The sequence below is a fragment of the Pseudomonas sp. XP2 genome (genome assembly GCF_053557975.1).
This window is the reverse complement of the sequence record NZ_JBNRIK010000054.1, coordinates 1-13,816: the sequence shown is the minus strand read 5'-3', so window position 1 is coordinate 13,816 and position 13,816 is coordinate 1. Positions and strand designations below refer to the sequence as shown.

Annotated in this window: 9 protein-coding genes and 1 rRNA gene; 4 read left to right on the top strand and 6 right to left on the bottom strand. The window is 60.2% G+C overall.

What is annotated here, in order from left to right:
• The first annotated feature begins 135 nt into the window (after positions 1-135).
• Positions 136-251, top strand: a 5S ribosomal RNA gene (gene rrf, locus ACK1VC_RS28655).
• A 66-nt stretch (positions 252-317) separates the two neighbouring features.
• Here the strand turns inward: rrf and ACK1VC_RS28650 are convergent.
• The 4 genes from ACK1VC_RS28650 to ACK1VC_RS28635 all read right to left on the bottom strand — a co-directional run bounded on the left by ACK1VC_RS28650 (position 318) and on the right by ACK1VC_RS28635 (position 5,164).
• Positions 318-2,732: a TonB-dependent siderophore receptor gene (locus ACK1VC_RS28650; RefSeq protein ID WP_191087830.1), complete on the bottom strand. Its 2,415-nt coding sequence runs from the start codon at positions 2,730-2,732 to the stop codon at positions 318-320.
• 165 nt (positions 2,733-2,897) lie between these two features.
• Positions 2,898-3,854 (bottom strand): FecR domain-containing protein, encoded by a 957-nt coding sequence (locus ACK1VC_RS28645; RefSeq protein ID WP_016484314.1) that lies wholly within the window; start codon positions 3,852-3,854, stop codon positions 2,898-2,900.
• A gap of 4 nt (positions 3,855-3,858) precedes the next feature.
• Positions 3,859-4,362 (bottom strand): sigma-70 family RNA polymerase sigma factor, encoded by a 504-nt coding sequence (locus ACK1VC_RS28640; RefSeq protein WP_016484315.1) that lies wholly within the window; start codon positions 4,360-4,362, stop codon positions 3,859-3,861.
• 112 nt (positions 4,363-4,474) lie between these two features.
• Entirely contained in the window at positions 4,475-5,164 is a 690-nt protein-coding gene (locus tag ACK1VC_RS28635) for a GntR family transcriptional regulator (RefSeq protein ID WP_016484316.1), read from the bottom strand.
• Positions 5,165-5,369: 205 nt separating this feature from the next.
• Here ACK1VC_RS28635 and lapG point away from each other — a divergent pair, with 205 nt between their 5' ends.
• Positions 5,370-6,131: a cysteine protease LapG gene (gene lapG, locus ACK1VC_RS28630; protein WP_172901719.1), complete on the top strand. Its 762-nt coding sequence runs from the start codon at positions 5,370-5,372 to the stop codon at positions 6,129-6,131.
• A 10-nt stretch (positions 6,132-6,141) separates the two neighbouring features.
• Complete coding sequence (lapD, locus tag ACK1VC_RS28625; protein ID WP_060519916.1) at positions 6,142-8,088, top strand: cyclic di-GMP receptor LapD; 1,947 nt, start codon at positions 6,142-6,144, stop codon at positions 8,086-8,088.
• A gap of 184 nt (positions 8,089-8,272) precedes the next feature.
• Here the strand turns inward: lapD and ACK1VC_RS28620 are convergent, their stop codons facing one another.
• Positions 8,273-9,649: an HlyD family type I secretion periplasmic adaptor subunit gene (locus tag ACK1VC_RS28620; RefSeq protein WP_016484319.1), complete on the bottom strand. Its 1,377-nt coding sequence runs from the start codon at positions 9,647-9,649 to the stop codon at positions 8,273-8,275.
• Positions 9,639-11,795: a type I secretion system permease/ATPase gene (locus ACK1VC_RS28615; protein ID WP_016484320.1), complete on the bottom strand. Its 2,157-nt coding sequence runs from the start codon at positions 11,793-11,795 to the stop codon at positions 9,639-9,641. The genes ACK1VC_RS28620 and ACK1VC_RS28615 overlap by 11 nt, the downstream gene beginning before the upstream one ends.
• Before the next feature lie 987 nt (positions 11,796-12,782).
• On the opposite strand from ACK1VC_RS28615, the gene ACK1VC_RS28610 reads away from it, so the two are divergent.
• Positions 12,783-13,816, top strand: a 1,034-nt coding sequence (locus ACK1VC_RS28610; RefSeq protein ID WP_449118180.1) for a retention module-containing protein, incomplete at its 3' end; no start/stop codon positions are given.

The window sequence follows — 13,816 nt, the reverse complement described above, 5'->3', positions numbered from 1 at the left end:
CATGTGAGAGTAGGTCATCGTCAAGATTCATTTCGCAAAACCCCTATCTGCGCATGCAGGTAGGGGTTTTGTCTTTAAGTAGGAACTACAGAGATTCGCAGGCACGTCCGAGTGACGGGCCAGCACACAGAATTTCTTGACGACCATAGAGCATTGGAACCACCTGATCCCATCCCGAACTCAGCAGTGAAACGATGCATCGCCGATGGTAGTGTGGGGTTTCCCCATGTGAGAGTAGGTCATCGTCAAGATTCAAACCCAAAGCCCCTGTCTGCAATGCAGACAGGGGCTTTGTCTTTTCTGGGTAGTTGTATCGGTCAGAACTGATAGCTGACCGTGGCGCTCAAATTGCGTTCCTCACCCATGTAGCAGTAGTTCAGGCTGGCACATGAGGTGATGTAGCTTTCATTGGTAAGGTTGTTGGCGTTAAGGCGCACATCCACGCCCCTGAGCCCAACCTTGCTCAGGTCATAGCCGAGCGAAGCGTCTAACACAGTGTAGGAAGGCACCTTCATGCTGTTTTCCGCATCTACCCAGCTGTAGCCCACATACCGCACGCCACCGCCCAGCCTCAGGCCATCCAGAGGCCCTTGGTGGAAGTTGTAGTCAGCCCAAAGCGAGAACATCTGTTTCGGTGCCTGGGTTGGCGAATTGCCCTTGTTGTCCAGGCTGGCCGACGTCAGGCTCGGCATCGACCGGGAATATTCGATATCGGTGAAGGTGTAGCCGCCTAGCAGTTTGAGGCTGTCGGTCACCTGCACATGTGCCTCCAGCTCCAGCCCTTGGGAACGTACTTCACCTACCGGGCGATAGAAATTCTCGTCAGGCTGCTTCGAAGCCAGGTTTTCCTGCTCGATGCGGAACACCGATGCGGTGAACAGGTTGTCGCTGCCCGGAGGCTGATACTTGATGCCGGCTTCCCATTGAGTGCCTTCGGTCGGTGCCAGGGGGCGGCCTTCCTGGTCGGACACGGTATTGGGATTGAACGACTCCGAGTAGCTGACATAGGGCGCAATGCCGTTCTCGAACAGGTAGAGCACCCCGGCCCGAGTAGTAAATTTGGTGCGTTGATCGTTGACCTTGGTGTCGCTGTCGCGATTCTCCTCGGACACCTTCACCCAGTCCTGACGAAGCCCCAAGGAGAAGCGCCACTGGTCCAGCTCCACCAGATCCTGCAGATACGCACCTGTTTGCTGCAAGCGCCGCTGGTAGCGGTTTTCGCCCAGGACCTCAAGGTTGCCATTGCCATACTGCGGGTTAGCTGCGTCCAGCGGGTCGACCGTGCCATAACGCCATGCGACGTCGGCTTTGCGCCGCTGGTAGTCGGCGCCCAGCAGCAGGGTATGTTTGGCAGTTCCAGTGAAGAATTCCGCCTGCAGCATATTGTCGATGATGTACGAATGCAGGCGCTCGTCGCCGCCGGTATAGGCGCGGTTGAGGATGTTGCTGTCGGCATCCGTCCAGCCGGCTGAGTACACCTGGTCCATGGAGACGTCGGAATCCTGGTAACGGAAGTTCTGCCGCGCGGTGAACACATCATTGAAGCGGTGCTCGAACTGGTAGCTGAACGACTGCTGGGTACGTTCGTAATTGTCGATGCCCGGCTCGCCCTCGAAGAAGTGGTCTGACAAGCGCAAGCCGTTGCGTTTGTGCAGCATGCCGTCTGCAGGGTTACCGCCATGGTACCCGCCGTTAGGGTCGTGCTGGAGGTAAGCCTGCAATGTGAGCGAAGTGTCTTCGGTAAAGTCGACGCTGATGGCCGGGGCGATGGTGTAGCGTTCTTCCTTGTTGTGGTCGAACTGGGTATCGGATGCATCCGCCAGGCCTGTCAGGCGATAAGCAATGCGCTTGTCATCATCTACAGGGCCACTGAAATCGAAACCCATGCCACGCTGGCCTTGGGTGCCAACCGTGGCCTGAACCTGATGGTAGGGAGTAAACAGCGGCTTCTTGGTGGTCAGGGCGACCAGGCCCCCCGGCGAGCTTCGCCCATACAGTACCGAAGATGGGCCCTTGAGAATGTCGATGCGCTCCAGGAAGTACGGGTCTACCTGCATGGTGCTGTAGGTGCCGTTGTCGCCCATCGACTTGAGGCCATCGACGTAGATGTTATCCACAGAGCCGTCGTTGAAGCCGCGCATCGCGACATAGTCATAGCGATGGGTGGCACCGTAAGGATTGGTCATCACCCCAGGCGTGTAGCGCATGGCCTGGGCAACGGTCTGTGAGCCCTGGTCGTCCATCTGCTGGCGAGTAACGACCGAGACGGATTGGGACGTCTCCACCAACGGTGTGCTCGTCTTGGTCGCCACTTGGCTGTGCGTAGCGTTGTAACCCTCCATGCTGCCGAGCGCATTACCGAGGGAGAAGCCACGGATATCGGTGTCCGGCAATGACAGGGCGGTGTCCTGGGGCTGTACCTGCAGCACATAGCTACGTCCATCCTGGCTGACGGCTTCCAGGCCGCTGCCATTGAGCATTTGGCGCAGTGCTTGATCGGTAGCGTACTGCCCCTGAAGGCCGTCAGACCGCAGGCCATCTGTGAGCTGAGGTGTACTCGACAGGGTTATGCCGGCCTGGCGGGCAAACTGATTGAGAACGTCGGCCAGTTGACCGGCCGGGATTGCATAGTGATGACTCACTTGAGCTGTTGCAGCCGCTGCGCAAAGTTGCGGAGCAAATGCCAAGCCCAATGCAGTACCAAACAGAGCCGCCCGGACAGCGTGGCGCAAGCGTGCTGATTGCAGGACAGGTCGATAATCATTCAAGTTGGAAGTGTCGGTTACCACCGGGTTGATAGGCATGCAGGGTCCGTTGAAGAGTTGAGGGCAGAAGGTGTCGCTTACTGTCCTAGCCGGACCGCGATTGAAAACCCGCCATAAATCAACAAGGCGTTGTCAGGTCATGCTCTCTACACGTACCCACCAGCGTGTACGGTGACGAAGCCTAACGGGCAGTGTCTGTGGCAGCAGCTGGAGCAAACGTTCCGGATCTTCGAGGCGGAACACCCCCGACAGGCGCAGATCGGCGATCTCGTCGCTGCAGCCCAGGTAACCATGGCGATAACGGCTGACCTGCGCGAGGAAGTCGGACAGGCGCATGTCCTGGGTAACGATCAGCCCTTCAGTCCAGGCCATCGCATCCATGTTCAGGTGCGCGAGCGGGTGCGCCCCCTCAGCATCCAGCCGCCAGTTCTGGCCGCTTTCAATCCACAGCAATTGACCATTGCCAGGTCGGTGGATCGCCACTTTGCCGTGGCTGACGCTGACACGTGTGCAGTCGTTGTCCTGATAGGCTACAAAGCGTCCTTCGAACCCTTCCAGCAGCGCATCGCGAGTTTGTACCAGTACGGGATGCCGGGCGTTGCAGGTAATCATCAGCTCCCCCTGCTTCAGGCGGACCATACGCTGCTGCTCATTGAAGGCCAGGTCCACAGCACTGCGGGTATTGAGTTGCAGCAGTGAGCCACCAGGCAAGGTAAAGACGCGTCGCTCACCGGTGCCGGTGGCATAGTCCGACGCCCACGCACTGATGGCATCGAGGTCCTTGGCCAGCCATGCCGCCGACCCAGCCATGACAACGCCGCCAAGCAGCTTCAGCGCTTGCCGGCGGTGCAGGCGCTGCTGGCTGGTTTCCAGGGTCTGCAACGCCAGCCCTGCACCTGGGATCGAGCGCAGGTCAAGGTCCTGATGCAGGTGCACTACCCGTTGCCAGGCTTGCTCATGTTCGTGGTGGGCACTGCGCCATTGCGCGCACTGTTGCTGCAAGGTCGGCTCATGCCCGCTCTCACGCAGACGCAGCATCCACTGGATGGCCTGCTTGACCGCTTTTGCATCAGGGCGTGCGGCACTCATTGGCTCAACACTCGTCTTCGTAGCGCAGCACATAGCAATGGTAGAGCGCATCAGCGATGTAACGCTCCACCGTACGCACTGAGATCCCCATCTGCTCGGCAATGGCCTGATGCTTCAGCCCCTCGCATTGGGCCAGGAGGAAGGCGCGACGTACCTTGGGTTTGAGGCCGTCGAGCATGCGCGCAATACGTTCAAGCAACTCCAGCAGCAGCTCGCGGGTTTCGGCTGATGGAGACTGTGCTTCCGGCACATGGGCCAATGCCTCCAGGTAGGCCCGGTGCAGCTCCTCGCGGCGCCAGTGATCGATGATCAGCCCACGGGCTACCGTGCGCAAGAAGGCCCTAGGGGTGTTTAGCTGCAGGTGTTCGCGGCGTTGCAGCAAGCGGACGAAGGTGTCATGGGCCAGGTCTGCGGCATCGGCGGCATTGCCCAGCTTGCTGCGTAGCCAGGCGTGTAACCAACCGTGGTGGTCACTGTAGAGCGTTTGCACGGAGTCATTGCTGGGCATAGGGGGAGGGTGCTGGCATCAATGGACATGAATGATAATTAGTCTCATTGTTGGCGCGGCGAGCTGAATTTGCAACCCATCTGCTCGCCCCGCACATAAGGCCAGTTACGGGCTAACGCCCTCGCTGGGTATCAAGATAGTTGCGGATCACCAAAGCCCCGCTATTGAGGTGCCGTTCCAGCACCGCTACCGCCTCGTCCACCAGCTTGTCGCTGGCGGCATCTACCAGTGCGTTGTGATCGTCCTGGGTCAGCTTGCCCAAGCCCATGGATGAAAGATGAAAACGCAGGAAGCGTTCTTCTTCGTTCAGTTCGTCCTCGATCAGTCGCAACAGCTTCCTGTTCGACGCCTTGCTGTACAACGTCATATGGAGCAAGCGATTCAGTCGGCCGATTTCGGCGTGGCGGGTTTCGTTCTCCAGTTGCTGGATATAGCCACGTGCGCTGGCGATGTCGCTGGCATCCAGCAGCGGGATAGACTGGCGCAGCGCTTCGCTCTCCAGCAGAACACGCAGGGCATAGGTATCCACCGCATCCTCGCCGATCAGCGGCGCAACCACCGCACCTTTGTGCATCTCCACTTTCAGCAGCGATTGCGCTTCAAGCTGGCGCAGGGCTTCGCGCACGGGCATGCGGCTGACACCAAACAAGGTGGCGAGCTCTTGTTGTCGCACGGCGGTGCCAGGGGGCAGGCGGCCATCGAGGATGGCGCTACGCAGGCGTTCTTCGATCACGGCACGGGCCTGGTGCGGCGACAGCTGCTCGCTGACCAGCACATTGCTCAATTTGATTTTTTCGGCCACGCGACGTCTGCCTCAACGATGACTAAAGTTGGATCCAATGACACTAGTAACAGCTTGGGGGAGTTGTCAAACCAAGGCCCGGATTGGAACGGGCGCCCCAAAAGCGCGGCTATGGTGGATGAAGTCACGTGCCAAAGGAAGCAGGCTATAGAAGGATATAAACAGAAAGTGTAGGCGGGCTGACAGGCGGATGCATGATTGCAGGGTGCCATTGTTTTTTGCGGTAGCAAGCCGCACCATCGCTGCTTTCGACTGGCCTGAACAGGGCTTGGCAGTGGCGATATCCTGGATGTTCAAAACCGTTGTGCGATGTGTCGGCTTTGCCGCGCTGCTGGGCAGTCTGCTGCTGGGCGGCTTGCACGCGGATTGGGATTTCTCCCAGATCAGCCGCAAGTCGCAGGCCCTGTATGGCCCTCTGGGTGCCGGGCAGGGCCGTATCGATGCGTGGCAGAACCTGATGGCCACGCAGAAGCAGGGTACTGAGCTTGAGCGGCTGCAAGTGGTCAACCGTTTCTTCAACCAGCAATTGCGCTATGTAGAGGACATCGACCTGTGGCACGAGGTCGACTACTGGGCGACACCGGTGCAGGCACTGATCAAAGGTGCCGGGGACTGCGAGGACTACGCCATCGCCAAATATTTCAGCCTGCGGCGCATGGGTATACCCAGCGAAAAACTACGCATCACCTACGTCAAGGCGTTGCGGCAGAACCGGGCACACATGGTCCTGACTTATTATTCGAACCCACAGGCCCAGCCCTTGGTGCTCGATAGCCTGATGGATGCCATCAAGCCGGCAAGCCAACGTACCGACCTGCTGCCGGTTTACGCTTTCAATGGCGAAGGCTTGTGGCTGACGGGCGCAACAGGCAACAAGAAGGTCGGCGATACCAAGCGGCTGTCACGCTGGCAGGATTTGCTGAAGAAAATGCAGGCCGAAGGGTTCCCGGCCGAGCCGGTTTACTGAAGGAGCACAGATGTCACTGTTCAAACAATTGCTGTTAGCCATTTGCCTGTTCCTGGTAGTCGCCTTCAGTGGCAGTTTCATGGTCAGCCTGGAAAGCTCACGCAGCCAGTACGTCAACCAGCTGCGGTCGCACGCCCAGGATGCAGCTACCGCGCTGGCGTTATCGCTGACGCCGAATATCGACGACCCGGCGATGGTCGAGCTGATGGTCAGCTCGATCTTCGACAGTGGTTACTATGCGAGCATCAAGGTCGTCGATCTGGGCTCCAATGCCGTGCTGGTGGAGCGCCACGCGGAGCCGGACCCTGGCGGCGTACCTGCCTGGTTCGTGCACCTGATTGGCCTTGAGGCCGCTGGTGGCGACGCCATCGTCAGCCGTGGCTGGCAACAGGCCGCGCGGGTAGAGGTGATCAGCCACCCCATGTTTGCCATTGCCAAACTCTGGCAAAGCGCCTTGGGCAGCTTGGGCTGGTTGCTGCTGTGCGGAGCGGCCAGTGCCGTGCTCGGCGCCTTGCTGCTGCGCCGCCAGTTGCGGCCGCTGGACTATATGGTCGAGCAATCCCACGCCATTGCGCGTCGTGAATTCCTCAGCCTGCCTGAGTTGCCGCGCACACCGGAGCTGCGCCGTGTGGTGCAGGCGATGAACCAGATGGTCGAGAAGCTCAAGGCGCTATTCACCGAGCAGGCCGAGCGCAGCGAACGGCTGCGTGCGGAGTCCTACCAGGACAGCCTGACCGGGCTATCGAACCGCCGCTATTTCGAAATGCAGTTGAACACCCGGGTAAGCAACCTGGAGGACGCGCGCGCCGGCTACCTGCTGTTACTGCGTGTCCAAGGGCTGGCGGGGCTGAACGCACGCCTTGGCGGCCAGCGTACCGACCAGTTGCTGCAGGCCGTGGGTGAGCAGTTGCGCCGCACCTGTGCCAGCTTCCCGGAAACCAACGACCTGATTTCCCGCAGCCGCGGTGGCGAGTTTGCCGTGCTGGCGCCGGGCATGGTGCATGAAGAAGCGGTAAACCTTGCCCAGGCCTTGGAGGCAACGCTGCAGAGCCTGCACGAAACGGGCGCCAGTGATATCGACCCGGTGGCTTGTATTGGCCTCGCGCCGTTCAGCCCAGGCGATTCTCCACAGGCTTTGCTGAAGCTCGCCGATGAGGCTTTGGCCCGTGCCGAAAACCAGCCAACGCCAGGGTGGGTATGCCTTGAACAAGGCGTGGCTGCAGTTGCTGCCGATAGCCAGCACGCCTGGCACGAGCGTCTCGATCAGGCGTTCAACAATGGGCATTTCGAGCTGTTCTTCCAGCCGGTGGTGGATTGCACTTCGGTGCAACGGGTATTGCACCACAAGGTGATTTCACGCTTGCAGGATGGTCAGGGCGAGGCATTGCCGGCGGGCCGCTTCCTGCCCTGGCTGGAGCGCTTTGGCTGGATGCCGCGACTGGACGTGCTGGTGCTGGAGAAAGTGTTGACGCACCTGCGTGGGCATGACCAAGTGCTGGCGCTGAACCTGTCCGCCGCTACATTGGCCGATCCCAAGGCCCTGCACCGCATCTTTGAACTGCTGGGCCAGAATGCGGCGCTCGGCCCGCGGCTGGTTTTTGAAATTGGCGAGGAACAGTTGCCTGAGCAGGCAGCCTTGGAACAACTCACCCGGCGCCTGCACGGGTTGGGCTTCGGGCTAGCGTTGCAGCGCTTTGGCGGGCGCTTCAGCATGATCGGCAACCTGGCCCACCTGGGCCTGGCGTACCTGAAGATTGACGGTAGCTACATTCGCAACATCGACCATGAGCAGCACAAGCGGCTGTTCATCGAGGCGATCCAGCGTGCGGCGCACAGCATCGACCTGCCGCTGATTGCTGAGCGGGTCGAGACAGAAGGTGAGCGGCGGGTGTTGCAGGAGATGGGGGTAGGCGGCATTCAGGGGCAACTGGTAGGTGAACCTGCGCCCTGGCGCTGATCACACTTGGCCACCGACAACCCAGCAGATACGACGCTGCCCGTGGCACCAGCGCCGTACCTGTGGGAGCGGGTTTACCCGCGAACACGGGCGAAGCCCGTGCCATCCATCGCGTTGCCTGCTTCGCGGGTAAACCCGCTCCTACAGGTGTTGCGTTGACCGTGGGGCATTCATATCTCGTCTGTCAGCGCTCGCGCAGCGCCTCCGAACGCGCCTTCATGATCGGCTTGAGCAAGTAGCTCATGATGGTCTTCTTGCCGGTCATGATATCCACCGTCGCCACCATCCCCGGAATGATCAGCAGCGGCTTCTCGTCGGTTCCCAGGTGGCTGCGGTCGGTGCGCAGCTTGATCAGGTAGTACGTGGTCTTTTTGTCTTCGTCGGTGATGGTGTCGGCGCCGATCTGCTCCAGCTTGGCCTTGAGCCCACCGTAGATGGTGTAGTCGTAGGCCGTGAACTTGACGGTTGCCTCCTGGCCAGGGTGCAGGAAGGCGATGTCCTTGGGCAGGATCTTCGCTTCGATGACCAGCGTGTCGTCCAGTGGTACCACCTCGATGATATCGCTGCCAGGCTGGATCACCCCACCAATGGTGTTGACCAGCATCTGCTTGACGATACCGCGTACAGGCGAAGTGACCATGGTGCGGTGCACCCGATCGTCCAGTGCCTTGCTGGTGGCCGTGGCCTTGTTCAGCTCGGTGCGTGCTTCGTTCAGCTGGGTCAGCGCTTCACTGCGGAATTTGCCTCGGGTTTCCTCGATTTTGCTTTGCACCTCGCGGATGGCCGCCTCGGCACGGGGGATGGCCAGCGCGGTGGAGTCCAGCTGCCCACGGTTCTCCACTTCGGCGCGGCGCAGGCGCAGCACTTCGACCTGGGAGATTGCGCCGGTTGCCACCAGCGGTTCGGACATGCCGATTTCTTTGCGCAGCAACTCAAGGCTGTTGGCGTACTGGGCGCGTTTGGAGCTGTACTCACGCAGCTCTTGCTGGCGCTGGACCAGCTGCTGCTGCAGGCCGCCAATTTCGTCCTGCAGTTGCTGGCGCCGGCTCTGGTACAGCGACTCTTCACTGGCTGCCTGGCTTGGTGCCGCTTTGCGCAGTTCTTCGTCGATCTTCAGCGGGCGGTCCTCTACCTCGGCACTCAGGCGTTCGACCCGCAGAGCCATGGACTGTCGGTCAGCTTCGGTTTCACCAACGTTGGAGGCGAAGCGGGTTTCATCCAGACGCAGCAATGGCTGGCCGACTTCAACGATTTGCCCTTCCTTGGCGAAGATTTCGGCGACGATACCGCCCTCCAGGTTCTGAATCTTCTGCACTTTGGAAGACGGAATGGCCTTGCCTTCGCCCCGCGTGACCTCGTCGATGGGGGCGACGCTGGCCCACACGATCAAGAACACGAAGAACAGGATCACGCCCCAGATGGTCAGCCGCACAACCCGCGGCGCATCTTCGATCAGGGCCTTGTTGACCTCTGGCAGCGGCTGGCCGCCCAGTGAATCGGAACCTTTGAAGTAGCGCCGCAGGCCATCCTTGAATTGCCCAATATCCAGCTTATGCAACACTGATCTGCCCCTTCTTCAGCGCATCCATGACCGCGGCTTTCGGGCCGTCGGCGACAATCTGCCCGCGATCGATCACGATCAGCCGGTCCACCAGCGACAGCAGGGAGGCGCGGTGCGTGACCAACAGCACCGTCTTGCCTTCCACCACCGCTTGCAGGCGCTGCTTGAGGCGCTCTTCGCCGGTGTTGTCCATGGCACTGGTGGGCTCGTCCAGCAACAGGATCTGCGGGTTGAGCAGCAGCGCACGGCCCAGGGCGACGTTCTGCCGCTGGCCGCCGGACAGGTTCTGCCCGCGCTCACCCACTTGCAGTTCGTAACCGTCCGGGTGCAAGCGGGCGAATTCATGCACACCTGCCAGCTCGGCGGCCTGCAGGATCAGCTCGTCCTCGATGTAGCGGGCACCGCTGACCAGGTTGTCGCGCAGGGTGCCGGCCAGCAGCTGGATGTCCTGCGGTACATAGCCGATGTTGTGGCGCAGTTCGCTGACGTCGATTTGGCGAATATCCACGCCATCGACCAGCAGCGAGCCGCCATCGGCCTCATACAGGCCGACGATGAGCTTGGCCAGCGAGCTCTTGCCCGAACCACTGCGCCCGATGATGCCGACCTTCTCGCCGGGGCGGATGGTCAGGTTGATGTTTTTCAGCGCCATGTTCTGCTGGTTCGGGTAGGTGAAATCGACCCCGCGGAACTCGACACTGCCCTGCAGTACCTTACGGCTCAGTGGGCGCTCCTCGAAGTTGCGCTCTTGCGGCAGTTCCATCATGTGGTCGGTGGCAACCATGGTTACCTTGGCCTGCTGGTAGCGGGCGAGCAAACCGTTGAGCTGGCCCAGCGGGCCGAGGGCACGGCCGCTGAGCATGTAGCACGCCACCAGGCCGCCCATGCTCAGGTTGCCGTCGATGATCAGGTACACGCCGACGCAGATCATCGCCACGCCAGCCAGCTGCTGGATCAGCAGGGTGATGTTCATCGCCAGGCTCGACAGCACCTTCACGCGCAGTTCCAGGCGGCTGAGGGTGCCGAGGGTCTGCTCCCACATGTACTGGCGTTCGCTTTCGGCGTTGTTGACCTTTACCGCATCCAGGCCGGCGAGGGTCTCGATCAGGCTGGACTGGCGCTCGGAGGCCAGGGCCATGGTCCGTTCCATGGTCGCCATCAGCGGCCGTTGCAAGGCGTAGCCGATGCCCAGGGCCAGCGGGAAGGCAATGATCGGGATCCACACCAAGTGCCCGCCAATGATGGCGATGACGATCAGGATAAGGACGGTGAACGGCAGGTCGATAAGGCTGGTCAGGGTCAGTGAGGCGAGGAAGTCGCGTAGGCCCTGGAACTCGTGAATGTTCTGGGCAAAGCTGCCGACCCTGGCCGGGCGGTATTTCATCGACATGCCGACGATGCGCTCGAACAGCGTCGCCGAGATGATCAGGTCGGTCTTCTTGCCGGCCAGGTCCAGGCACAAGCCGCGCAGGCCCTTGAGGATCAGGTCGAAGATGTAGGCGCCGGCGATACCGATGGCCAGCACCCAGAGCGTTGACGTTGCCTGGTTGGGCACTACACGGTCGTACACGTTCATCACGAACAGCGGCGCGGCCAGGGCGATCAGGTTGATCACCAGGCTGGCGGCGATGGCGTCGATATACAGCCACTTGCTGCGCAGCAGGGTATCGCGGAACCACGACTTTGCCCGCGGGATGAGGTTGCCGTGGTTGACGTCGAACTTGTGCTGCGGCTGGGCAAAGAACACCCGGCCGCTATAGTCGCTTTGCAGGGCTTCGCGGCTTACATGCACCTCGCCGCCATCGCTCTCGCTGAGCAACAGGCGCGCGGTGTCTTCGTTCTCCCAGCCCAGCAGGACGGCACTGCGGCCTTCCTTTAGCAGCAGCATCGCAGGCATGGCGATGCTCGGGATTTGTTCCAGCTTGCGCTGCAACAGGCGCCCTTGCAGACCGGCCCGGGCGGCGGCGCGGGGCAGCAGCTCGGGGCTCAGGCGCTGGGCGGGTAGCGGCAGCCCGGTGGTCAGCATGACCCGACTGGCGGGTTTCTGGTGCAGGACACACAGGCTCAGCAGGCTATCCAGCAAGGGATCGTCATGCTGACTGCGTGGATCATGGTTGAGTTGGACTCGACTGACTTCAGATTCCACGCGGCGCTCTCTTCATCCTTGTGGTGGGTGGGGTGGCTGTGCCGGCATTAAGGTCGGGCCGGCTCGCCCTGGCGTTCAATGGTACTGCCAAGCGGTGTAGGTGAGGCCTACAAGGCCCTTTGGCTGAGCAGACGGCCAATGGTCGCCTCGAATCGATACTGAGTAAACAATTGTACGTCGTTCATTGCTACCAGGCTGCTCCTGAGCAAGGGTGTTTCATTTTTGATCCAGTGTGCATGCAGGCTGAAGCATTTTCAGCAGCATAGACTGCCCGCGGGGCGAGTGAGAATTGCCGTCGGTGATCGATCTTTTTCGTCGTCAGTAAATGGGCGCTGATTTGTTGACGGTCTTATAGGTGCCGATCGTTAAAATTCATCGGCGTAAGTCTGTTTGCACGCTCGGTTCTGGTTCAGAAATCGTCAATGGTTTGCCATCATCGCCGTGTGGTTATCTGCGCAATCGTTCTCTATCCCTTTGATCTGCGATGAAGTGTTGTTGCACGTCACGCGCTCAGCGGCTGGTGTTGGCTCGTGCGGCTATACAATCCCCTGGTTTTGCGGGTTTTGATGCCCCTGCCCGTCGGGTTTAAGGCAAGGTTTGTGCTTGTCTAAACGCAGCCCGGGCGCTTTTAAATTGACGTCTGCAGGCTTGACGGTTGCTGAGGCGGGATTGGCTGCAGCATGAATTACCGACTCAGGGTGTAATAAATGTTGCCGAAAATAGCGTTGAGCGCGCTTTCGATGATGTACGACATTTGTTCTGAATGAACCGTTGGCTAAGGTACAAATATCAATGTGACATTACATTGCCGATTGTTTAGGATGGCCTGTATAAGGTCAATAGTTTGGCATTTAAGTAATTCCAAATAGTTATAGACGAAAAATTGACGAAAAAAAGCGTCAAGAGATCATCGACATAGTTCCGCCTGAAGTGGCTGCGAGTGCCGCTCTGGCAGGGAAGTACCCATAGGGTCACACGGAGAGTCCAATGAGCAGCGTTGTAGCCATCGTCAAAAGCATTGTCGGCCAGGTTATTGCGGTATCCCCAGAGGGTATTCGCCGTGTGCTCATCGAAGGGGACCGCCTGTTGGCAGGTGAGGAAGTACTCACTGGCCCGGGTGGCGCAGTTACTCTTGAGCTGGCCGATGGCCGTCTGCTTGACCTTGGCCGTGACAGCCAGTGGAGTGCCGATGCGCCCGACAGCAGCACCGACCTGAGCCAGGCGACCGCACAGGCCGCACCGTCGGTGGAAGAACTGCAACAGGCGATCGCTGCAGGTGTCGACCCGACTACCGAGCTTGAGGCCACCGCAGCCGGCCCGTCCGCAGCGGGCGGCGGCGCGCTGGGCGGTGGTCACAGCTTTGTGATGCTGGAGGAAACCGCGGGCCGGGTAGACGCTACCGTCGGGTTCCCGACGCAAGGGCTGGGCTTTGCTGGCGCGCTCGATAGTGAAGAAGTTGGCTTGCTGGATACCACCAGCAACAACCAGGTGACTACGCCGACGACAGGCACCAACGTTGCTACCGACCTTATTCTTGGCGCCACTCCTTCCATCAGCGAAGCGGGTGGCGTAATCGTCTATACCGCCACGGTTGGCCAAGCGCCGACCACCAACCTGATCGTCACCCTGTCTAACGGTGCCGTTATCGTCATCCCGGCCGGGCAGACCAGCGGCAGCGTCAATGTCGTGGTTCCGGCAAATGACACGCCGTATATCGACGGTGGCCAGATCTCGGCAACTGTAACGGGTACCACCGGTGGCAACGGCCTGACGGTGACTGTGCCGCAAGCGCCGGCGGTTACCCAGGTTACCGATACCATCGACACCACCACTGCGACACTGACGGCGAATCCGTCGGTGACCGAGGGCGGTGTGATTACCTACACCGTGACCCTGAGCAACCCTGCCCAGACGCCGGTAACCGTTACTCTGTCCAATGGCCAGACCATCACTGTTGAGGCGGGCAAGACCCAGGGCAGCGTCGACTTCCAGACGCCGGCGAACGACGTCTACAACAACGG